Genomic DNA, 16,654 nt, shown 5'->3' with positions numbered 1-16,654 from the left:
GGTCGTCGACCCCGCTCAGACGACTATTCCTTGGGCTCGATGTAGCGCGGGAAGATCGGTTCCGGCGCGGGCAGGTCGAGACCGGGGACCAGGGGAGTGGCGATGTCGGCGAAGGCGCGGCCTTCTTGAGCGAGCAGATCCAGGATCTTGGCCGCCGAGCCGGGCATGACCGGCTGGACCAGGATGGCGACGATGCGGACTACCTCGAGGGTGACGTAGAGGACCGTCGCCATGCGGGCCAGGTCTTCGTCGGTGCCCGACTTGCGCAGCGCCCAGGGGGCGTTGGCGGAGAAGTAGCGATTGGTTTCGCCGAGGGTGAGCCAGATGGCTTCCAGGGCGAGGTGCATCTGCTGGGCGTCGAACTCGGTGCGGCACTTGGCGAGGAGCCCGTTGGCGCGGTCGAGCAGGGCGCGGTCGTCGTCGGTGAATTCGCCGGGCGTGGGGGACTTGGCGTCGCAGTTCTTGTTGACCATGGTCAGGCTGCGCTGGACCAGGTTGCCGAACTCGTTGGCCAGGTCGCTGTTGATGCGGCCCGCGATGGCGTCGTTGCTGTAGCTGCCGTCCTGGCCGTAGGAGATCTCGCGCAGCAGGAAGAAGCGCACCTGGTCGAGGCCGTAGGTGGACACCAGCGCGAGCGGGTCGACGACGTTGCCCGTCGACTTCGACATCTTCTCGCCCTTGTTGTACAGGAACCCGTGCACGAAAACCCGGTCCGGCAAAGCGATCCCGGCCGACATCAGGAACGCGGGCCAGTACACCGTGTGGAAGCGGGTGATGTCCTTGCCGATGATGTGCAGGTTCGCCGGCCAGAACTTCTCGAACGACGCGGAGTCGGTGGTCGGAAAGCCGACGCCCGTCAGGTAATTGGTGAGCGCGTCGACCCACACGTACATCACGTGGTCGGGCTCACCGGGGACCGGAACGCCCCAGTCGAAGGTGGTGCGCGAGATCGACAGATCCTTCAGACCGGCCTTGACATAGCTGACGATCTCGTTGCGCCGGGTCGAGGGCGCGATGAACTCGGGCCGCTCCTCGTAGAGGGCCAGGAGTTTGTCCTGGTACTCCGAGAGCTTGAAGAAGTAGTTCGACTCCTCGGTCCAGGTGACCGGGGTCTTGGTCTCGGTGGACTCGCGGGTGCCGTCGGGCAGGAGGGTGGTCTCGTCCTCGTTGTAGAAGGCCTCGTCGCGCACCGAGTACCAGCCGGAGTAGTTGCCGAGGTAGATGTCGCCGTTGGCGAGCATCCGCTCCCAGATGGCGACGCAGGCGGCCTGGTGGTCCTCATCGGTGGTGCGGATGAAGCGGTCGAACGAGATGTCGAGCGCCTTGTCCATCGCCTCGAAGACGTCGGAGTTGCGGGCCGCGAGCTCCTGCACCGGGATGCCTTCGGTGGCCGCGGTCTGCTGCATCTTCTGACCGTGCTCGTCGGTGCCGGTCATGAAGAACACGTCGAATCCGTCGAGTCGCTTGAAGCGGGCGATCGCGTCGGTGGAGATGTACTCGTACGCGTGGCCGATATGCGGCGCACCGTTCGGGTACGCGATGGCCGTCGTGACGTAGAAGGCGGGCGCCTCGGCGCCTTCGGCTGCACTCATGATGCCCATTACTGTAATCCGGGTGGCAAACACGAATCGTCCGGCTCCGCCCCTACCTCCGCCGCTCGCGCCGCTGATCGATGCGCACACACACCTCGATGCCTGTGGCGCAACCGATGCCGCGTCCACCGCGGCCATCGTGGACCGGGCCGCCTCGGCCGGTGTCGGGCACGTGGTGACCGTCGCCGACGATCTCGCGGCCGCGCAGTGGGCTGTGCAGGCGGCGCAGTGGGATCCGCGGGTGTACGCCGCCGTCGCGTTGCACCCCACCCGGGCCAACGCCCTCGATGACAAGGCCAAGGCCGAACTCGAACACCTCGCCACCGACCCGCGCGTGGTCGCGGTCGGTGAGACCGGCCTCGACTACTACTGGCCCGGCAAGCTCGACGGCTGCGCCGATATCGAAACCCAGATCGAGGGTTTCCGCTGGCACATCGACCTGGCCAAACGCGTGCGCAAACCGCTGATGATCCACAACCGCGAAGCCGACCACGACCTGCTCACGGTGCTGCTCGACGAGGGCGCGCCGGACACGGTGATCTTCCACTGCTTCTCCTCGGGCCCCACGATGGCCGAGGCGTGCGTGGCGGAGGGATATGTGCTGAGTTTCTCTGGCACCGTGAGTTTCAAGAACGCGCATGAACTTCGCGAGGCCGCCAAGCTGGTCCCGGACGACCAGATCCTGGTGGAAACCGACGCGCCGTATCTCACGCCGCAGCCGTATCGCGGTGCGCCGAACGAGCCGTACTGCCTGCCGTACACCGTGCGCGCGCTCGCCGAAGTGCGCGAACAGGATCCGCAGGCGCTGGCCGAGATCACCACCGCCAACGCGCGCAGGCTGTATCGGATTCGGTAGTCCGATTCGTCTGGTCGGTAGGGGGCTGGACGATAAACGTGAGTCGGCTCACATTCGCCCGCTCGCGCCGTTATCTACCAGCGCCGTCTATATCGAATCGTGATCTACGATCCCGCTGATCGGACGGCCTGGTGTTGTCTACCGCGCATCGCGTCGTTATCGTCCTGTAATCATGTCAGCTTTTGCGCGGATCAACTCGTCACGTTCACCGCTGCTGTTCGCAGCAGTGGCGGCCATGCTGCTGATTCTGCTCGTCGGCGCCTCGCTGGCCATCGTCAACCACAAAACGGTCGCGATCGTCATCGACGGCGAGCGGACCGAGCTCTCGACGATGTCGCGCGATGTGCGCGCCATCCTGGCCGACGCGGGCTACGAGATCGCCGAACACGACGAGGTGATCCCCGCCGCGAGCGCCAAGGTCGGCGACGGTGCGACCATCACCTTCAACCGGGGCCGCGAGATCACGGTCACCGTCGACGGTGTCGAGCGCAAGGTGTGGACCACCGGCACCACCGCGGGCGACGCGCTCGTGGCGATGCAGATCCCGTCCGACACCCACGTGTTGCCGTCCCGCGCCGAGAAGCTGCCCCTCGCGGGCGCGGCGCTGAGCGTGTACACCCCGCGCAATATCTCGCTGATCGACGGTGGCGCAGCCCCGGTCGATGTGCGCCTTGCCGCCGCGACGATCGGTGAATTCCTCACGGCCGCAGGCGTTCCGTTGAAGGACGAGGACTTCACCGAACCCGCCGCCACGACGCCGCTCGCCGAGGGCATGCAGGTGGTCGTCACGCGCCAGCGCACCGAACAGCGCACCGAGACGCTGCCGCTCGATCCCACCGAAACGGTGATCGAGGACGTGACCATGAACATGAGCCGCACGGTGGTCGAGAATCCGGGCATGCCGGGTCTGCACGAGGCGACCTTCGCGGTGAAGATGGTGAACGGGGTCGAAGCCTCACGCGTGCAGGTGCATTCGAATGTGATCACGCCGGCGCAGAACAAGACGATTCGTAAGGGTGCCAAGCCGGGGACCGAGGTTCCGCCGGTGCGTGATGGTGCGGTATGGGATGCGTTGGCGAAGTGTGAGTCGACGGGGAACTGGGCTATCAACACGGGCAACGGGTACTACGGCGGCATCCAGTTCGACCAGAGCACCTGGGAGCGCCAGGGTGGCTTGAAGTACGCACCCCGCGCCGACCTGGCCAGCCGCGAAGAACAGATCGCGATCGCCGAGGTGACTCGGGCGCGACAGGGTTGGGGTGCCTGGCCTGCTTGCACCGGGCGCTTGGGAATCAGCTGATCTCGCGAGAACATGGGTAACTCCCCAGCCACCTCCCATCTGACGCACACCCAACGCGCGGACGACAACGAACAGCCGAGCTCCCGGACGACACGCTGAATATCCGGGGAGGCGGTACTGTGCTCTCGTTTCGCCGGGTCTGCTGTGCTCGTGCGGCGGGTTCGGCTCGGTGACGAGTCGACAGGGGTTGTGATGCGTGGGGTTTCGGCCTGGCGGCGTGTGGTTGCCGCGATAGTTCTGTCGGCGGGTGCCGGAGTGTGCGCGCCGATTACGGTGGCGCACGCGGAGGCGCCGGGCACGGTCATCGCGGTGGTTCCGCAGGGTGACGGGTTTCACGGGATGTCCGGCGCTCAGGTCATCGACTACTGGACGCGCGGCGTCGGTGGTGTGTCACAACCTGCGAGCGGTGCGCTGTATCTGCCGACCGGAGTCGCGCCCGCGGGCGGTTGGCCGGTTGCCACGTATGACCACGGGACCACGGGGTTGGGCGCGGGGTGTGGGGGTCAATCGGATCCGGCGGGGGCGCCGTGGCCGGAATCGCAAGTGGGACAGGATGTTTTCCTTCGGCACCTGGTGTCGAAGGGGTTCGCCGTTGTCGCGCCGGACTATCTGGGGCTCGGCAGGTTCGATACCGGTCCGCATCCGTATCTCGGGATCGACACCGAGGCCACTGCCACCATCGACATGCTCCGGGCCGCGCATTCGGTGCGTGATGATCTGTCACCGGTGTGGGTGGCGACGGGAATGTCGCAGGGTGGGCAGGCCGCGCTCGGCACCGCGCACCGGCAGACGAGCTACGCGCCGGAGCTGGACTTCCGCGGGACCATCGCGATCGACCCGGAATCGGACGTGGAGAAGGTAGCGACGTTGCTCGGGCCGGGTAATCCCGATCGGGTCAGCGGCGGGATTCTGGGGTTCTCGTCCAGCATCCTGGCCGGACTGCGCGCCGCCCGCCCGGACGCACAGGTCGACAGTTACCTCAGCCCGCTCGGCCGCCAGGTCATCGACGAGATCGGGACCATACGGTGCCGACGAGCGGATACGACGCCCCGATCCTGCTGCTGGTCAACGCCACCGACCGCACGGTGCCCTCGCCACTGCACGCGGCACTGGCGGCGCAGTTCACCGCGGGCGGCGTGAACTACAAGCCGGTAGTCGGGACAGGCAGCCACTGCGACCTGAACCCCGCCATGTGGTCGGCGATCGACGAGTTCCTCGGTCAGGTTCACTGATCGCCCGGCCGCGCCGCAGCGCTGACTCCAAGACTGAGGATTCTCTGTCATTCAGGGGTAGGGGCCCGGTGGATCTGTACACTCGTCCAAGATCTTGATCGCCTGGTAGAGAGACCGGACTGTGCTGAAAAACCCGATGCGGGCGGCCGTTGTCGCCGCGCTGGCCGCGAGTGCTTTCGCGGCCGCAGGCTTCACCCCGGCGCTGGCCGGAACTCCCGGTTCGCTGATCTCGGTGCAGGCCGAACCCGCGGGCTGGCACGGGCTCGCCAGGGGCTCGTCGGTCGAGTACTGGATGACCGACTCGGCCGGGGTCCAGCGCCCGGCCAGCGGTGCGATGTTCCTGCCCGAAGGTGACGCTCCGGCCGGTGGCTGGCCGATCCTGGCCTACGCCCACGGCACCTCGGGCTCGGGCCCGGGTTGCGGCGGTCAGGCCGACCCGGAACTCGCGCCGCTGCCGCTGCACCGCGCGTCCGAGGACCGGCTGATCAAACGGTTCGTCGACCAGGGTTTCGCCGTGGTCACCCCCGACTACCTCGGTCTCGGCCGGTTCGACACCGGCCCGCACCCCTACCTCGAGGTGCGCAGCGAGGCGACCGCGACGATCGACCTGGTCCGCGCGGCCAGAGCCGCCAGTCCCGAACTGTCGCGGACCTGGAGCGCCGCGGGCACCTCCCAGGGCGGCCACGCCGCGCTGAGTGCGGCACATGTGCAGGCTGAATATGCCCCTGAGCTGGACTTCCGCGGCACCGCCGCTATCGACGCGGCCTCCGATGTGGAGAAGATCGTGCCGTTCCTCGGGCCGGATGTCCCGTCGGTGCCCGGCCTTTCGGGCACCACGTCGTTCATCGTCAGCATCCTGGCCGGGCTGCGCGCCACCCACCCTGAACTCGACGTGGACTCCTACCTGACCGAACGCGGCAAGGCGCTCGTCGACGACGCGGGCACCCAGTGCCTGGACGAGATCATCACCGCCACCAAGGGCGTGACCTCGGCCGATTTCCTGGCGCGCCCGCTCGCCCCGCTGCGGGACGCGCTCGCCGCCTACATGATGCTGCCGACCAGCGGCTACGACGCCCCGATTCTGCTGACGATGAACATCACCGACACGATCGTGCCCTCCCCGCTGCACGCGGCGCTGGTCGCCCAGCTCGCGGCCAACGGCGTCGACCAGCAGGTGGTCACCGGCACCGGTCAGCACGGCTCGGTCTCGGCCGAGCAACTCGCCGCCATCGACGGGTTCCTCGCGCGCGTCAACGCGGCCCCGACACAGCGCTGAGCTGCCCCATCGGTGAGGTTGGTAGGTTCTAGCAGTGTCCGAACCAGATAATTCCGCCCGAGGTAACCGTGCCGCATTGCTCGGTCCCGCCGAGGTGCGGACCCTGGCCGAGCGTTTCGGCGTCCGGCCTACCAAGCAGCTCGGGCAGAACTTCGTGCACGACGGCAACACGGTGCGTCGGATCGTGTCGGCGGCAGGCGTGGGCGCGGGGGACACCGTGCTCGAGGTCGGCCCTGGCCTCGGCTCGCTGACATTGGCGCTGCTCGACGTGGTCGACCAGGTGGTCGCCGTCGAGATCGATCCCGTGCTCGCCAACTATCTGCCCGAAACCGTCGCCGCTCGCGCGCCCGGTCTGGTCGAGCATCTGCGCGTGGTCGAGGCCGACGCGCTGCGGGTGCGCCCCGAGCAGCTGCCCGCCGTGCCCACCGCGCTGGTGGCGAACCTGCCGTACAACGTGGCGGTGCCCGTGCTGTTGCACCTGCTCGCCACCCTGCCGAGCATCATGGTGTCGCTGGTGATGGTCCAGGCCGAAGTGGCCGACCGGCTCGCCGCCGAACCCGGCAATCGGGTCTACGGGGTGCCGAGTGTCAAGGCCGGTTTCTTCGGCAAGGTCCGGCGGGCCGGGCACGTGGGGACGCAGGTGTTCTGGCCGGTGCCGCGCGTGGAATCGGGCTTGGTACGGATCGATCGCTACGCCGAACCGCCGTGGCCGATGGACGACGCGCATCGCCGCCGGGTGTTCGAGGTGATCGACGCCGCGTTCGCGCAGCGGCGAAAGACATTGCGGGCGGCGTTGTCCGGCTGGGCGGGCTCGCCCGCCGAGGCCGAGCGCCGGCTCATCGCCGCGGGTATCGATCCGACCGCACGGGGCGAGACGCTCGAGACCGCGGCGTTCGTCCGCCTGGCGGCCACGACCTAGCTCGGCGAATCATGGGTTCTGGCAGGGGAACCCGCAGTACACCGGCCGTTCATCGGGCGGGTTGTGCACATGGAGTGAAAGCAATTGTGGACAACCGGTTTTCGCCGCCTTCGGAGTTGATCATGATCCGCGCGTGGCGCTCCCGGTCGAACCCGGAAATTCGTGTCTCACCACGCCCGGTCAGGGATGTGGATGACGTTGTGGATGATTCGTCGGCCTGCGCGACGCGGATGAACCGCTGGTGAACGGCCTGTCAGCCGCACCGCGCTCCGCTGGGCGAGGCGGCGGAAGGTCTCACCCAGCAGGAACGGTCTCGCGTCATCGGCGAGGAGATCAGGCGCTCAGCGCGTAGCCCGCTTCGTCGACCGCGGCGGCCACGTCGGTATCGGCCAGCTCGCCCGCGCTGTCGACGCGAACGAGACCGCTCGCGAGGTCGACATCCACGCTGGTGACGCCGTCGATCTTGCCGATCTCCTGCTTGACCGAGCTCACGCAGTGTCCGCAGGTCATCCCCGTGACGGTGTAGGTGGTGGTGGCCATGGCTGGCTCCTTCGCTCTTCGATCATACGGTCCAGGGGTATGTCCCCGACACGAATGAACATACCCCCCATAGGTATATGACGCAACCCGTCGATCGAACTGTGGGCGTTCGACGTGCGTACTCGTCGGTGGAACCTATTACGCTGGGTAATCGTGCTGTCAGTTGTGCCCAGCCCGGTCGTCGTGCGAGCTCCGTCGAAGGTGAACCTGCATCTCGGAGTCGGTGATCTGCGTCCGGACGGCTACCACGATCTGACCACCGTCTTCCAGGCATTGTCCCTCGCCGACGACATCCGCTTGGCACCGTCGGCCTCGCTCGCCGTGCGGGTGAGCGGCGAGGGCGCCGCCGAGGTGCCCACCGATCGGGCCAACCTGGTCTGGAAGGCCGCGGTCCGCCTCGCGCATCTGGCGGGTCGTGCCCCGCTGGTCGAGATCGCCATCACCAAGGGCATCCCCGTGGCCGGTGGCATGGCGGGCGGTAGCGCCGACGCGGCCGCGACCCTGGTCGGGCTCAACGAGCTGTGGGACCTCGGCCTGACCCGCGACGAACTGTCCGCGATCGCCGCCGAACTCGGCAGCGATGTCCCGTTCTCCCTGCACGGCGGCACGGCGCTGGGCACCGGCCGCGGCGAACGACTACTTCCGGTGCTGTCGCGCAACACTTTTCACTGGGTCCTCGCGCTGGCCAAGGAAGGGCTGTCCACCCCTTCGGTCTTCCGTGAACTCGACCGCCTCCGCGCCGAGGGTGAGCCCCCGCGCCTCGGTGACCCCCAAAAACTCATGCAGGCACTGGCCGCGGGCGACCCCCACACGCTCGCGCCGCTGCTTGGCAACGACCTCCAAGCCGCGGCCCTCTCACTGAAACCCGAACTGCGCCGCACCCTGCGCGCGGGCGTCGGCGCGGGCGCCCTGGCCGGGTTGGTCTCGGGCTCCGGCCCCACCTGCGCCTTCCTCTGTGAATCCGAGGAGGCCGCGATCGGTGTCGCCGCGGAGCTGGCAGGCGCGGGCGTGTGCCGCAGCGTGCGCACCGCGACCGGGCCGGTGTCGGGAGCGCGTGTGCTCGACAGCGAGGCACCGTCCAAACGCTGACGACCACCAGCTGAGCCCGGCCGCAGCGCCGCCGGACAGACCACCCGGCGGCGTCCACTATGATCGCAATCAACATCTCGCACGAACATGGGTAACTCACCGGGTACGGGCCAACTGGTCCAGCAAATCCCCCGTCGGACGCCGACGCGCCGCACCTATGTCTGGCCTCGAGTCGCGGAGAGGCGGCAATGCCCAACCTGATCAACCTGGAACAGGTCTCCAAGAGCTTCGGTGTCAAGCCGCTGCTGGATGACGTCTCCCTCGGAATTCACGCGGGGGAACGGATCGGGGTGGTCGGCCTCAACGGTGGCGGTAAGACCACGCTGCTCGAGGTCCTGACCGGACTGGAGCCGCCCGACAATGGCCGGGTGAGCCGGGTGGGTGGGCTGCGGATGGCCGTGGTCACCCAGCGCGGCGTGCTGCCAGCGGGCGCGAGCATCGGTTCGATCGTGTTCGCGGGGCTGTCCGACGACCTGTCCACCGTCGACATCGCCGACCACCAGTGGGCCGCCGATTCGCGCGTGCGCTCGATCCTCGAGGGCATCGGCATCGCCGATCTCGGCCTCGACACGCTCGTCACCAACCTCTCCGGTGGTGAACGCCGTCGCGTCGCACTGGCGGCCGCCCTGGTGCGCGATCTGGACCTGCTGGTTCTCGATGAGCCGACCAACCACCTCGACATCGAGGGTGTGCAGTGGCTGGCCGAACATCTGGTCGCCCGGCGCACCGCGCTCGTCGTCGTCACCCACGATCGCTGGTTCCTCGACACCGTCGCCAACCGGACCTGGGAGGTCGTCGGCGGCAAGGTGGAGGTTTACGAGGGCGGCTACGGCGACTGGATCTTCGCTCGCGCCGAGCGTGCCCGTCAGGCCGACGCCTCCGAATCGCGCCGCCAGAACCTGGCCCGCAAGGAACTGGCCTGGCTGCGCCGTGGCGCCAAGGCCCGCACGTCCAAGCCGCGCTACCGCGTCGAGGCCGCCGAGGCGCTGATCGCCGATGTGCCCGCGCCGCGCGACTCGGTCTCGCTGGCCGCGTTCGCGCGCAAGCGCCTTGGCCGCGTGGTGATCGAACTAGAGGATGCCGCGCTCACCACCCCCGACGGCCGCGTCCTGGTCGACGACCTCACCTGGCGGCTCGCGCCGGGCGAGCGAGTGGGCCTGGTCGGCGTCAACGGGTCGGGCAAGACCACCCTGCTGCGCGCGCTGGCCGGGGAGACCGAGCCAGCCAAGGGCAAGCGGATCCAGGGCCAGACCGTGCAGATCGGCTGGTTACGCCAGGAGCTCGACGACCTGCCCACCGATATGCGGGTGCTCGAGGCCGTGCAGCAGGTCGCGCAGCGAATCATGCTCGGCGACAAGGAGATCTCGGCCGGTCAGCTCGCCGAACGGCTCGGGTTCACCCCGGCCCGCCAGCGCACTCCGGTCGGCGACCTCTCCGGTGGTGAACGCCGTCGCCTGCAGCTCACCCGCATCCTGATGGCCGAACCGAACGTCCTGCTGCTCGACGAGCCGACCAACGACCTCGACATCGACACCCTGCAGCAGCTCGAGGATCTCCTCGACAACTGGGCAGGCACGCTGGTGGTCATCAGCCACGATCGCTACCTGGTCGAGCGCATCTGCGACTCCACCTGGGCCCTGTTCGGCGACGGCAAACTCACCAACCTTCCCGGCGGCATCGACTCCTACCTCGCCAAGCGCGCCACCATGGCGGGCAACGCCAAGCCGCTCACCGCGAAAACCGGTGGTACCTCGACGGATTCGTCCGACCGCCGCGCCGCCCGCAAGGAACTGTCGAAGGTCGAACGCAGCATCGCCAAACTCGACGAGCGCGAACAGAAGCTTCACGCCGCCCTCGCCGACGCCGCGACGGATCCCGACAAGCTGGTCAAGCTCGGGTCCGAGCTGAAGGCTGTTGTCGCCGAAAAGGAAGCGGCAGAAGAGCGCTGGATGGAACTGGCCGAGCTCGGGGAGAGCTAGGTCGCGGTCTCGCGTCCGTCATTGATGACTACCGGTAAACATGTCTGGACGAAGTCGGCGCCGAATTCGGTGAGCAGGATACTGCGGTAGGTCACCTTCGTGCCGAAACCGGGGCGCTTCAACGCTTCCCGCACCTGCTCCTGTGCCTCGATCACCTGGTAGCGGTGCGGGTTGCCGACAGGTTCGCGGGTGGACTCGATGAGTCCGAGCCTGCGCAGGTTGGGCAGGTATTGCGGCACCCGGTTCGGGAACCGCAGGCCCGCGTGGTCGCCCAGCATGGTGAGTCCGCTGATCAGCCGCTCGCCACCGAATGCCCGCTGGCGCCCGGTGCGCACATCGATGGCCGGCTGCGGCCCGTCGACGTGCAGGAAGCGCAGGATCCGGGCTTCGTCGGGCGTGATCTCGGCGAGGATGCCGGGATAGGCCGGATGGGTGTCGGGCTGGGCAGCGGTGGTGCTGGCGGACAGGCGAAGCAGTTCGGCGCCCTGTTCGCGCAGGGTCGGCGCGCCGTCGTCGCTGCGGTGCTCGGGACCTGTGGGCAGGCCGAGCGCGTGCCGAAGCCGGTCGCGCACTTCGGTTTCCGCGTCCGCGAGCACCTCGTTGGGCGGGTTGCCCGCCATGCTGCCGCGCAGCACCGTAACGGTCACCCCGAGCGCGGTGTCCAGGGTCCACAGCGTCATCCCGGAGGCGGCGGTGAGCGCCACCCTGGCCACGCCGGTGGCCGCCCGCACCGTGCGCACCGGTGAGACGGGCAGCAAGCCACCACGCTTGTCGAGCGGCGGTACCGATCGTCGCACCAGGTCGGTGGACGGGGTCCCGTCGTCTACATCCATGTCGTCGCTACTCCTGTTCCGAAGACCAGGATGTGAGCGTATCCGGCGAGCAGTCCCAGCGCGCCGCCATGGACGAAAAGCAACCATTCGTCCTGTTTGATCGCCGAGCGCAGCATGTCCACGAAGTCATGTGGCGAAAGTGCGGACATTTGCCGGGCGATATATTCGTTCACCTGCCTGCCCTGTTGGACATTGAACGCGGGATCGGCGAACGCCATCGGCGCGATCGTCATCGCCTGCGCGGTGAGAGTTGTTTGTAGCGTGTCGTATTCGCGGCTGCCGAGCATGAATTTCACCGCGGGCCGCGCGGGCCCGAGCGCACGGTCGGCGGCCGGGCGCAGGGTGTCCTCCAGCATCTGCAGGGTGCGGTCGGAGCGCGGTCCGTTGAGCAGTTCGTCGCCGATATTGGCCACCGTGACGACCTCGGTGGACACCAATGCCGCGTAACCGGCGGTGATCTCGGGCTGACGCTTGATCAGCAGACCCTGCCGCCACGGGCACCACCACTTCGGCGTGGCGGGCGCGAAGATCATGTTGATCCCCACCCAGTTCACCACCCACCCGATGATGATGCCGCCGACGGGCAGCACGACCAGCGGCGAGAGCGCGGTGGTGTGCAGCGCCAGAACCAGCAGCAGCCCGCAGGGTGCGCCGAAGTAGAAGCCGAAGTTCTGCATGAAGCGCAGTTCCTTGGCGCCGAGCACCTGGAACAGCTGGTTGAGCAATTGCGGGCGTGCCTGGAAGTAGCGGATCACCATCTGTTTCACATCGAGCAGCTGGTCGATATTGGCGCCGAGTTCCATGGTGAGGTCGCGCAGGATCTCCGGCAATTGCGAGCGCACCCGCTGATGGATCATCTCCCTGACCCCGGCGGGCAGGTTGTACCAGAGCTGCGGGTGTTCGCGGCGCAGGATCACCTCGACGATGTCGCGGATCTGCGCATCGGCGACCTCGGCCAGATGTTCGGCCAGCTTCTCCGGGTCGAGCTCGCGATAGAAGTCGGCGACACTGCCCAGCTTGGACAGTCCCTTGTCGACCGCGATGCTGGCCATCTTGTCGGCGCGCGAAGGCACGATGCCCTGCCAGCCGATCCGGCCGTCATAGCTGAGCAGCGGCAATACCTGAATCCGCTTGGGCAGATAGGGAAAGACCGCGCGCAGACCGGGCAGTCGGAATCCATGGAATTTGATCGGCTGGAACAGCATGAGAATGCCGGACCAGTTGGTTATGTAACCGATAATTCCTGTGAAAAGAGGAATGGTCAGAATTTCTAGCAGGAGTGTCGGGTGTAACCCGAACACACTCTCCAACACGACACGCCCTCCTGCCGATACCCGGTGACCACCGCCTCACCGAGAACCAAAATTTATCACCCCCGCGGCGAGGTGACCCTACTGTGAGATGAGGAACTGGGTCCATTCGTCGTGTGTCAGGCCACAGGGTAGTGTCTGAGACATCAGTCACAGAACCTGTCCCGAATGCCGTACTCCCCTTGGCGAGTCGGACACAATGACCATCACCACCTTTCGTGACAGGCCACAAATATCGTGCAGAGGGGACGCGCGGTAGTGGCAGCACTGTTCACATGGCGAGACTTCGGAGTAGGACGTGACAGACGACAGGACCGGACAGGACCTGGCCCGTGCCGGTACCCGCGCCGTCGAGCGCAGCTCGGATGTCGAGCAGCGACAGATCAGTAATGAAGCACGGTTGATCCGTGGCGTTTTCCGCGCCGCCGGATTGGCCGCCGGTACCGCGGTGCGTGGCAGCCAGTGGGCTGTCGGCACCACCTATGAGGTCACCAAGGAACTGGCGCAGGCGGCGCTGGACGGCGAGTCCTCCGCCGATATCGCCGAGCGCACCGGCAACGCCCTGCGCTCCATCGCGCGCAGCGCACTCGGCGTCACCGAGGGGTCGGTGCGCGAGATCGTCAGCTATGTGCCGACGCCGAACGGGGCGAACCAGCAGGCCATCACCGTCGGCCCGTACCTGCGCTCGGCCACCACCGACGACCTGCGCCGACGCGGCGACGCGCTGCTGGCCCGTTCGGCGGATGTGTACTTCACCGAAGACGTGCACCCGGCCTACGACCGCATCCTCGACGAGGTCGCGCCCGACGAGGCCCGCATCCTTCGATTCATGGCCCTCAACGGTCCGCAGCCCTCGGTCGACGTGCGCACCAACCGCCCGCTCGGCATCGGCTCCGAGCTGGTGCAGGGCGACCTGACCTCGGTCCCCGAACAGGCGGGCGTGCGCTACCCGGACCGCGCGCGGTCCTACCTGATCAACCTCAACCGCCTCGGTCTCACGCTCACCTCCGACGATCCGGTGGTGCTGAGCCGGTACATGGTGCTGGAAGTACAGCCCGTGGTGGAGCACGCGCTCAAGAAGGCGGGCCGCGCGCCCAAGATCGTGCGCAAGAGCCTTCGCCTCTCGGAATTCGGTGAGGATTTCTGCCGCACCTGCTTCACCATCGGGTAGCCCAGACACCCCGGGCCTGCCGGCGCCGGAGGTCACACTCCGGTGTCGGCAGTGATAGCGATCTGATACAGAACGGGCGGCGAGCCGGTTCTGGTGGGATCGTGGAGGGATGGAGCAGGGTCCGGAAACTCCGAACGTGCACGTCGACGAACCTGTCGCGGCCGTGTGGACAGGTCCTGCGCCATTGCTGCCCGGTGAGGACGCGCCGTTGGTCCCTGGGTCGAACTCGGGGGAGGCTTGGATGGCGTCAGAGCCGTCGGACGACGAAGAACAGCCCGCACCGATCGAGCGGCCGCCGGATCACCCCGACGACCTCATCGCGATCAGCAGGCTGAAGTACCGCTACCTGCGCAGCCTCGATACGAAGTCCTGGGACGAGTTCGCCGACACCCTTGTCCCCGAGGCCACCGCCACCTACAGCGAATACCTGCAGTTCGAGTCGCGCGAGGCCTTCCTTGCCTTCCTGCGCAACACCCTCGGACCACACGTGATCACCGAGCACCGCTGCGACCATCCCGAGATCGATGTCGACGGCGACACCGCCTCCGGCACCTGGTACCTGGCCGATACGGTGATCATCCCCGAACACAATATGTGCCTGCGCGGCGCCGCTTTCTACACCGACAGCTACGTCCGCTGCGACGACGGGCACTGGCGCATCTCGCACACCGGCTACGAGCGCACCTATGAGGTGGTGCTCTCCCTCAGTGATCTGCCCAGCCTGCGGCTCACCGCGAGCCGCTGGGGCATGATCGCGCAGGAGAACCATATCTCCCCGGTGGAACGCAACCCGGGACCGGCCGCGTAGCCGACCCAGACAGCCTGAGTCCTAATCCGCGGTCGCGACCAGCGGTTCCAGCGTGAGCTTCGGGTGTTCCTTCTCGATGTACTGCAGCCGCCACTTGTCGCTGAACAGTGCCAGGATCACGCCGTCGGTGCGGGTGAACACCTCGACCCCGCGCTGGCGGTCGAGTTCGGGCGCCGACTCCGCATCGGTGCGCCGAGCCAGCGTGAAGGGCAAAAAGTCCAGCTGGGTCTCGACGTTGAACTCGCCCTGCATGCGAGCGGTGACCACCTCGAACTGCATCGGACCGACGGCGGCGAGCACCGGCGTGGCGTCACCGCGCGCGTCGTTGCGCAGCACCTGCACCACGCCCTCGGAATCGAGCTGGTCGATGGCCTTGCGGAACTGCTTGTACTTGCCCGCGCTCTGCGCGCGCAACGTCGCGAAATGTTCGGGGGCGAAGCTCGGAATCGGCGGGTACTCCACCTTCTTCTCGACGAACAGCGTGTGCCCCGGCGCCAGTGCGGTGGCGTTGACCAGGCCGACCACATCGCCGGGGTAGGCGGTGTCGACGGTGGTGCGCTCGCGGCCGAAGACGGTCAGCGCGTACTTGGTGGCGAACGGGCGACCGGTCTGCGCGTGGGTCACCACCATGCCGCGCTCGAATTCACCGGACACGATCCGCATGAACGCCAGCCGGTCGCGGTGGGCGGTATCCATTCCGGCCTGCACCTTGAACACCACGGCGCTGAACGGGTCACCGGTCGTGCGTTCCTTGCCCGTCACGTCCTCGCGGGAACCGGGTGCGGGCGCCAGTTCCACCAGCGTCTCGAGCAGTTGGCGCACACCGAAATTCAGCATGGCCGAGGCGTAGATGACCGGCGAGGTCTGGCCGGCCAGGAACATTTCCTGATCGTGGTCCTGCCCGGTCGCCGAGAGCAGTTCGCTCTCCTCGGCCGCGGTCGTCCACGCTTCGCCCTCGCGCGCCTCGGCTTCGTCGGCGGTGAGGTACTCCTCGGGTGCGATGGTCGCGCCACCGGCGGTGCGGGTGAAGTGGATGTACTCGGCCGCCTCGCCCTCGGGCCCGCGGCGCAGCAGACCGCGGAAATCGCCGGCGATGCCGACCGGAAGGAACAGGGGAGTGGGGGTGAGGCCGATCCGCTCGCTGATCTCGTCGAGCAATTCCAGCGGCGCCTGGCCCGGCCGGTCCCACTTGTTGATCACGGTGATCACCGGGATGCCCCGATGGCGACAGACCTGGAACAGCTTCAGCGTCTGCGGTTCGAGGCCCTTGGCCGCGTCGATCAACATCACCGCGGCGTCGACGGCGGTGAGGACGCGGTAGGTGTCCTCGGAGAAATCGGAGTGACCGGGGGTGTCGACCAGATTGATCACATTGTCGATATCGGAGCCGGCGGCCCGGTAGTTGAACTGCAGCGCGGTCGAGCTCACCGAGATGCCGCGCGCCTTCTCCATCTCCATCCAGTCCGACACGGTCGACTTGCGACCGGCCTTACCGTGGATCGCGCCCGCTTCCGAGATCATCCGAGCGTGCAGGGCGAGCGCTTCGGTCAGCGTCGACTTACCCGCGTCGGGGTGCGAGATCACGGCGAACGTGCGCCGGCGGGCCACCTCGGCGGGCAGCCCGCGTGGGGTGGTGGCGACGACTTCTCCGGACTCGGTCAACGGACGGACCTTTCGCAGTGGGCGGCAACCTATCTACAGTATTGGAGCGCTGGCGCGCTCGAGTTCGCGCCCCCGGCGGTCCCGTCG

The 16,654-nt window shown here is 67.4% G+C and carries 13 protein-coding genes and 1 pseudogene; 9 read left to right on the top strand and 5 right to left on the bottom strand.

The window, feature by feature from the left end:
• Window positions 1-23: 23 nt before the first annotated feature.
• On the bottom strand, window positions 24-1,592 hold the full coding sequence (gene metG, locus ACWZHB_RS24090) for a methionine--tRNA ligase (protein ID WP_427904097.1): 1,569 nt from the start codon (window positions 1,590-1,592) through the stop codon (window positions 24-26).
• Window position 1,593: 1 nt separating this feature from the next.
• Between metG and ACWZHB_RS24085 the strand changes: the two genes are divergently transcribed.
• The 5 genes and pseudogenes from ACWZHB_RS24085 to rsmA all read left to right on the top strand — a co-directional run bounded on the left by ACWZHB_RS24085 (window position 1,594) and on the right by rsmA (window position 7,175).
• On the top strand, window positions 1,594-2,448 hold the full coding sequence (locus ACWZHB_RS24085) for a TatD family hydrolase (protein ID WP_457204119.1): 855 nt from the start codon (window positions 1,594-1,596) through the stop codon (window positions 2,446-2,448).
• Between the two features lie 172 nt (window positions 2,449-2,620).
• Window positions 2,621-3,748: a transglycosylase family protein gene (locus ACWZHB_RS24080; RefSeq protein WP_427904095.1), complete on the top strand. Its 1,128-nt coding sequence runs from the start codon at window positions 2,621-2,623 to the stop codon at window positions 3,746-3,748.
• 192 nt (window positions 3,749-3,940) lie between these two features.
• Window positions 3,941-4,980: pseudogene (locus ACWZHB_RS24075) on the top strand (alpha/beta fold hydrolase).
• A 121-nt stretch (window positions 4,981-5,101) separates the two neighbouring features.
• A complete protein-coding gene (locus ACWZHB_RS24070) occupies window positions 5,102-6,256 on the top strand; it encodes a lipase family protein (protein WP_427904094.1) in 1,155 nt (384 codons plus the stop codon).
• A gap of 34 nt (window positions 6,257-6,290) precedes the next feature.
• Complete coding sequence (rsmA, locus tag ACWZHB_RS24065) at window positions 6,291-7,175, top strand: 16S rRNA (adenine(1518)-N(6)/adenine(1519)-N(6))-dimethyltransferase RsmA (protein WP_427904093.1); 885 nt, start codon at window positions 6,291-6,293, stop codon at window positions 7,173-7,175.
• A 333-nt stretch (window positions 7,176-7,508) separates the two neighbouring features.
• Here the strand turns inward: rsmA and ACWZHB_RS24060 are convergent, their stop codons facing one another.
• Entirely contained in the window at window positions 7,509-7,715 is a 207-nt protein-coding gene (locus ACWZHB_RS24060) for a heavy-metal-associated domain-containing protein (protein ID WP_358071300.1), read from the bottom strand.
• 153 nt (window positions 7,716-7,868) lie between these two features.
• Here ACWZHB_RS24060 and ACWZHB_RS24055 point away from each other — a divergent pair, with 153 nt between their 5' ends.
• Window positions 7,869-8,804, top strand: a complete 936-nt coding sequence (locus ACWZHB_RS24055) for a 4-(cytidine 5'-diphospho)-2-C-methyl-D-erythritol kinase (protein ID WP_427904092.1) — start codon at window positions 7,869-7,871, stop codon at window positions 8,802-8,804.
• 188 nt (window positions 8,805-8,992) lie between these two features.
• A complete protein-coding gene (locus ACWZHB_RS24050) occupies window positions 8,993-10,783 on the top strand; it encodes an ABC-F family ATP-binding cassette domain-containing protein (RefSeq protein WP_427904091.1) in 1,791 nt (596 codons plus the stop codon).
• On the opposite strand, the gene ACWZHB_RS24045 is transcribed toward ACWZHB_RS24050, so the two are convergent.
• Window positions 10,780-11,616 (bottom strand): Abi-alpha family protein, encoded by an 837-nt coding sequence (locus tag ACWZHB_RS24045; RefSeq protein ID WP_427904090.1) that lies wholly within the window; start codon window positions 11,614-11,616, stop codon window positions 10,780-10,782. The genes ACWZHB_RS24050 and ACWZHB_RS24045 overlap by 4 nt on opposite strands.
• Window positions 11,607-12,821, bottom strand: coding sequence for a hypothetical protein (locus tag ACWZHB_RS24040; protein ID WP_427904089.1), 1,215 nt, complete (start codon window positions 12,819-12,821; stop codon window positions 11,607-11,609). Before ACWZHB_RS24040 ends, ACWZHB_RS24045 begins: the two co-directional genes overlap by 10 nt.
• A 403-nt stretch (window positions 12,822-13,224) precedes the next feature.
• Here ACWZHB_RS24040 and ACWZHB_RS24035 point away from each other — a divergent pair, with 403 nt between their 5' ends.
• Both ACWZHB_RS24035 and ACWZHB_RS24030 read left to right on the top strand, forming a co-directional pair.
• A complete protein-coding gene (locus tag ACWZHB_RS24035) occupies window positions 13,225-14,097 on the top strand; it encodes an Abi-alpha family protein (protein WP_427904088.1) in 873 nt (290 codons plus the stop codon).
• Between the two features lie 241 nt (window positions 14,098-14,338).
• The gene (locus ACWZHB_RS24030; RefSeq protein WP_427904087.1) at window positions 14,339-14,905 is read left to right on the top strand and encodes a nuclear transport factor 2 family protein; all 567 of its coding nucleotides are present in this window, start codon (window positions 14,339-14,341) and stop codon (window positions 14,903-14,905) included.
• A gap of 21 nt (window positions 14,906-14,926) precedes the next feature.
• Here the strand turns inward: ACWZHB_RS24030 and ACWZHB_RS24025 are convergent, their stop codons facing one another.
• On the bottom strand, window positions 14,927-16,567 hold the full coding sequence (locus tag ACWZHB_RS24025) for a peptide chain release factor 3 (protein WP_427904086.1): 1,641 nt from the start codon (window positions 16,565-16,567) through the stop codon (window positions 14,927-14,929).
• Between the last annotated feature and the right edge of the window lie 87 nt (window positions 16,568-16,654).

Source organism: Nocardia sp. FBN12, assembly GCF_054031145.1.
The sequence above is the reverse complement of the archived record's forward strand: the minus strand, read 5'-3'. Positions and strand labels throughout refer to the sequence as shown.

What these genes read in the sequence shown, in the direction of transcription:
- metG (WP_427904097.1), bottom strand. Translation starts at nt 1,592, where the DNA reads ATGAGTGCAGCCGAAGGCGCCGAGGCGCCCGCCTTCTACGTCACGACG.
- ACWZHB_RS24085 (WP_457204119.1), top strand. Translation starts at nt 1,594, where the DNA reads ATGCCCATTACTGTAATCCGGGTGGCAAACACGAATCGTCCGGCTCCG.
- ACWZHB_RS24080 (WP_427904095.1), top strand. Translation starts at nt 2,621, where the DNA reads ATGTCAGCTTTTGCGCGGATCAACTCGTCACGTTCACCGCTGCTGTTC.
- ACWZHB_RS24060 (WP_358071300.1), bottom strand. Translation starts at nt 7,715, where the DNA reads ATGGCCACCACCACCTACACCGTCACGGGGATGACCTGCGGACACTGC.
- ACWZHB_RS24050 (WP_427904091.1), top strand. Translation starts at nt 8,993, where the DNA reads ATGCCCAACCTGATCAACCTGGAACAGGTCTCCAAGAGCTTCGGTGTC.
- ACWZHB_RS24045 (WP_427904090.1), bottom strand. Translation starts at nt 11,616, where the DNA reads ATGGATGTAGACGACGGGACCCCGTCCACCGACCTGGTGCGACGATCG.
- ACWZHB_RS24040 (WP_427904089.1), bottom strand. Translation starts at nt 12,821, where the DNA reads ATGCTGTTCCAGCCGATCAAATTCCATGGATTCCGACTGCCCGGTCTG.
- ACWZHB_RS24030 (WP_427904087.1), top strand. Translation starts at nt 14,339, where the DNA reads ATGGCGTCAGAGCCGTCGGACGACGAAGAACAGCCCGCACCGATCGAG.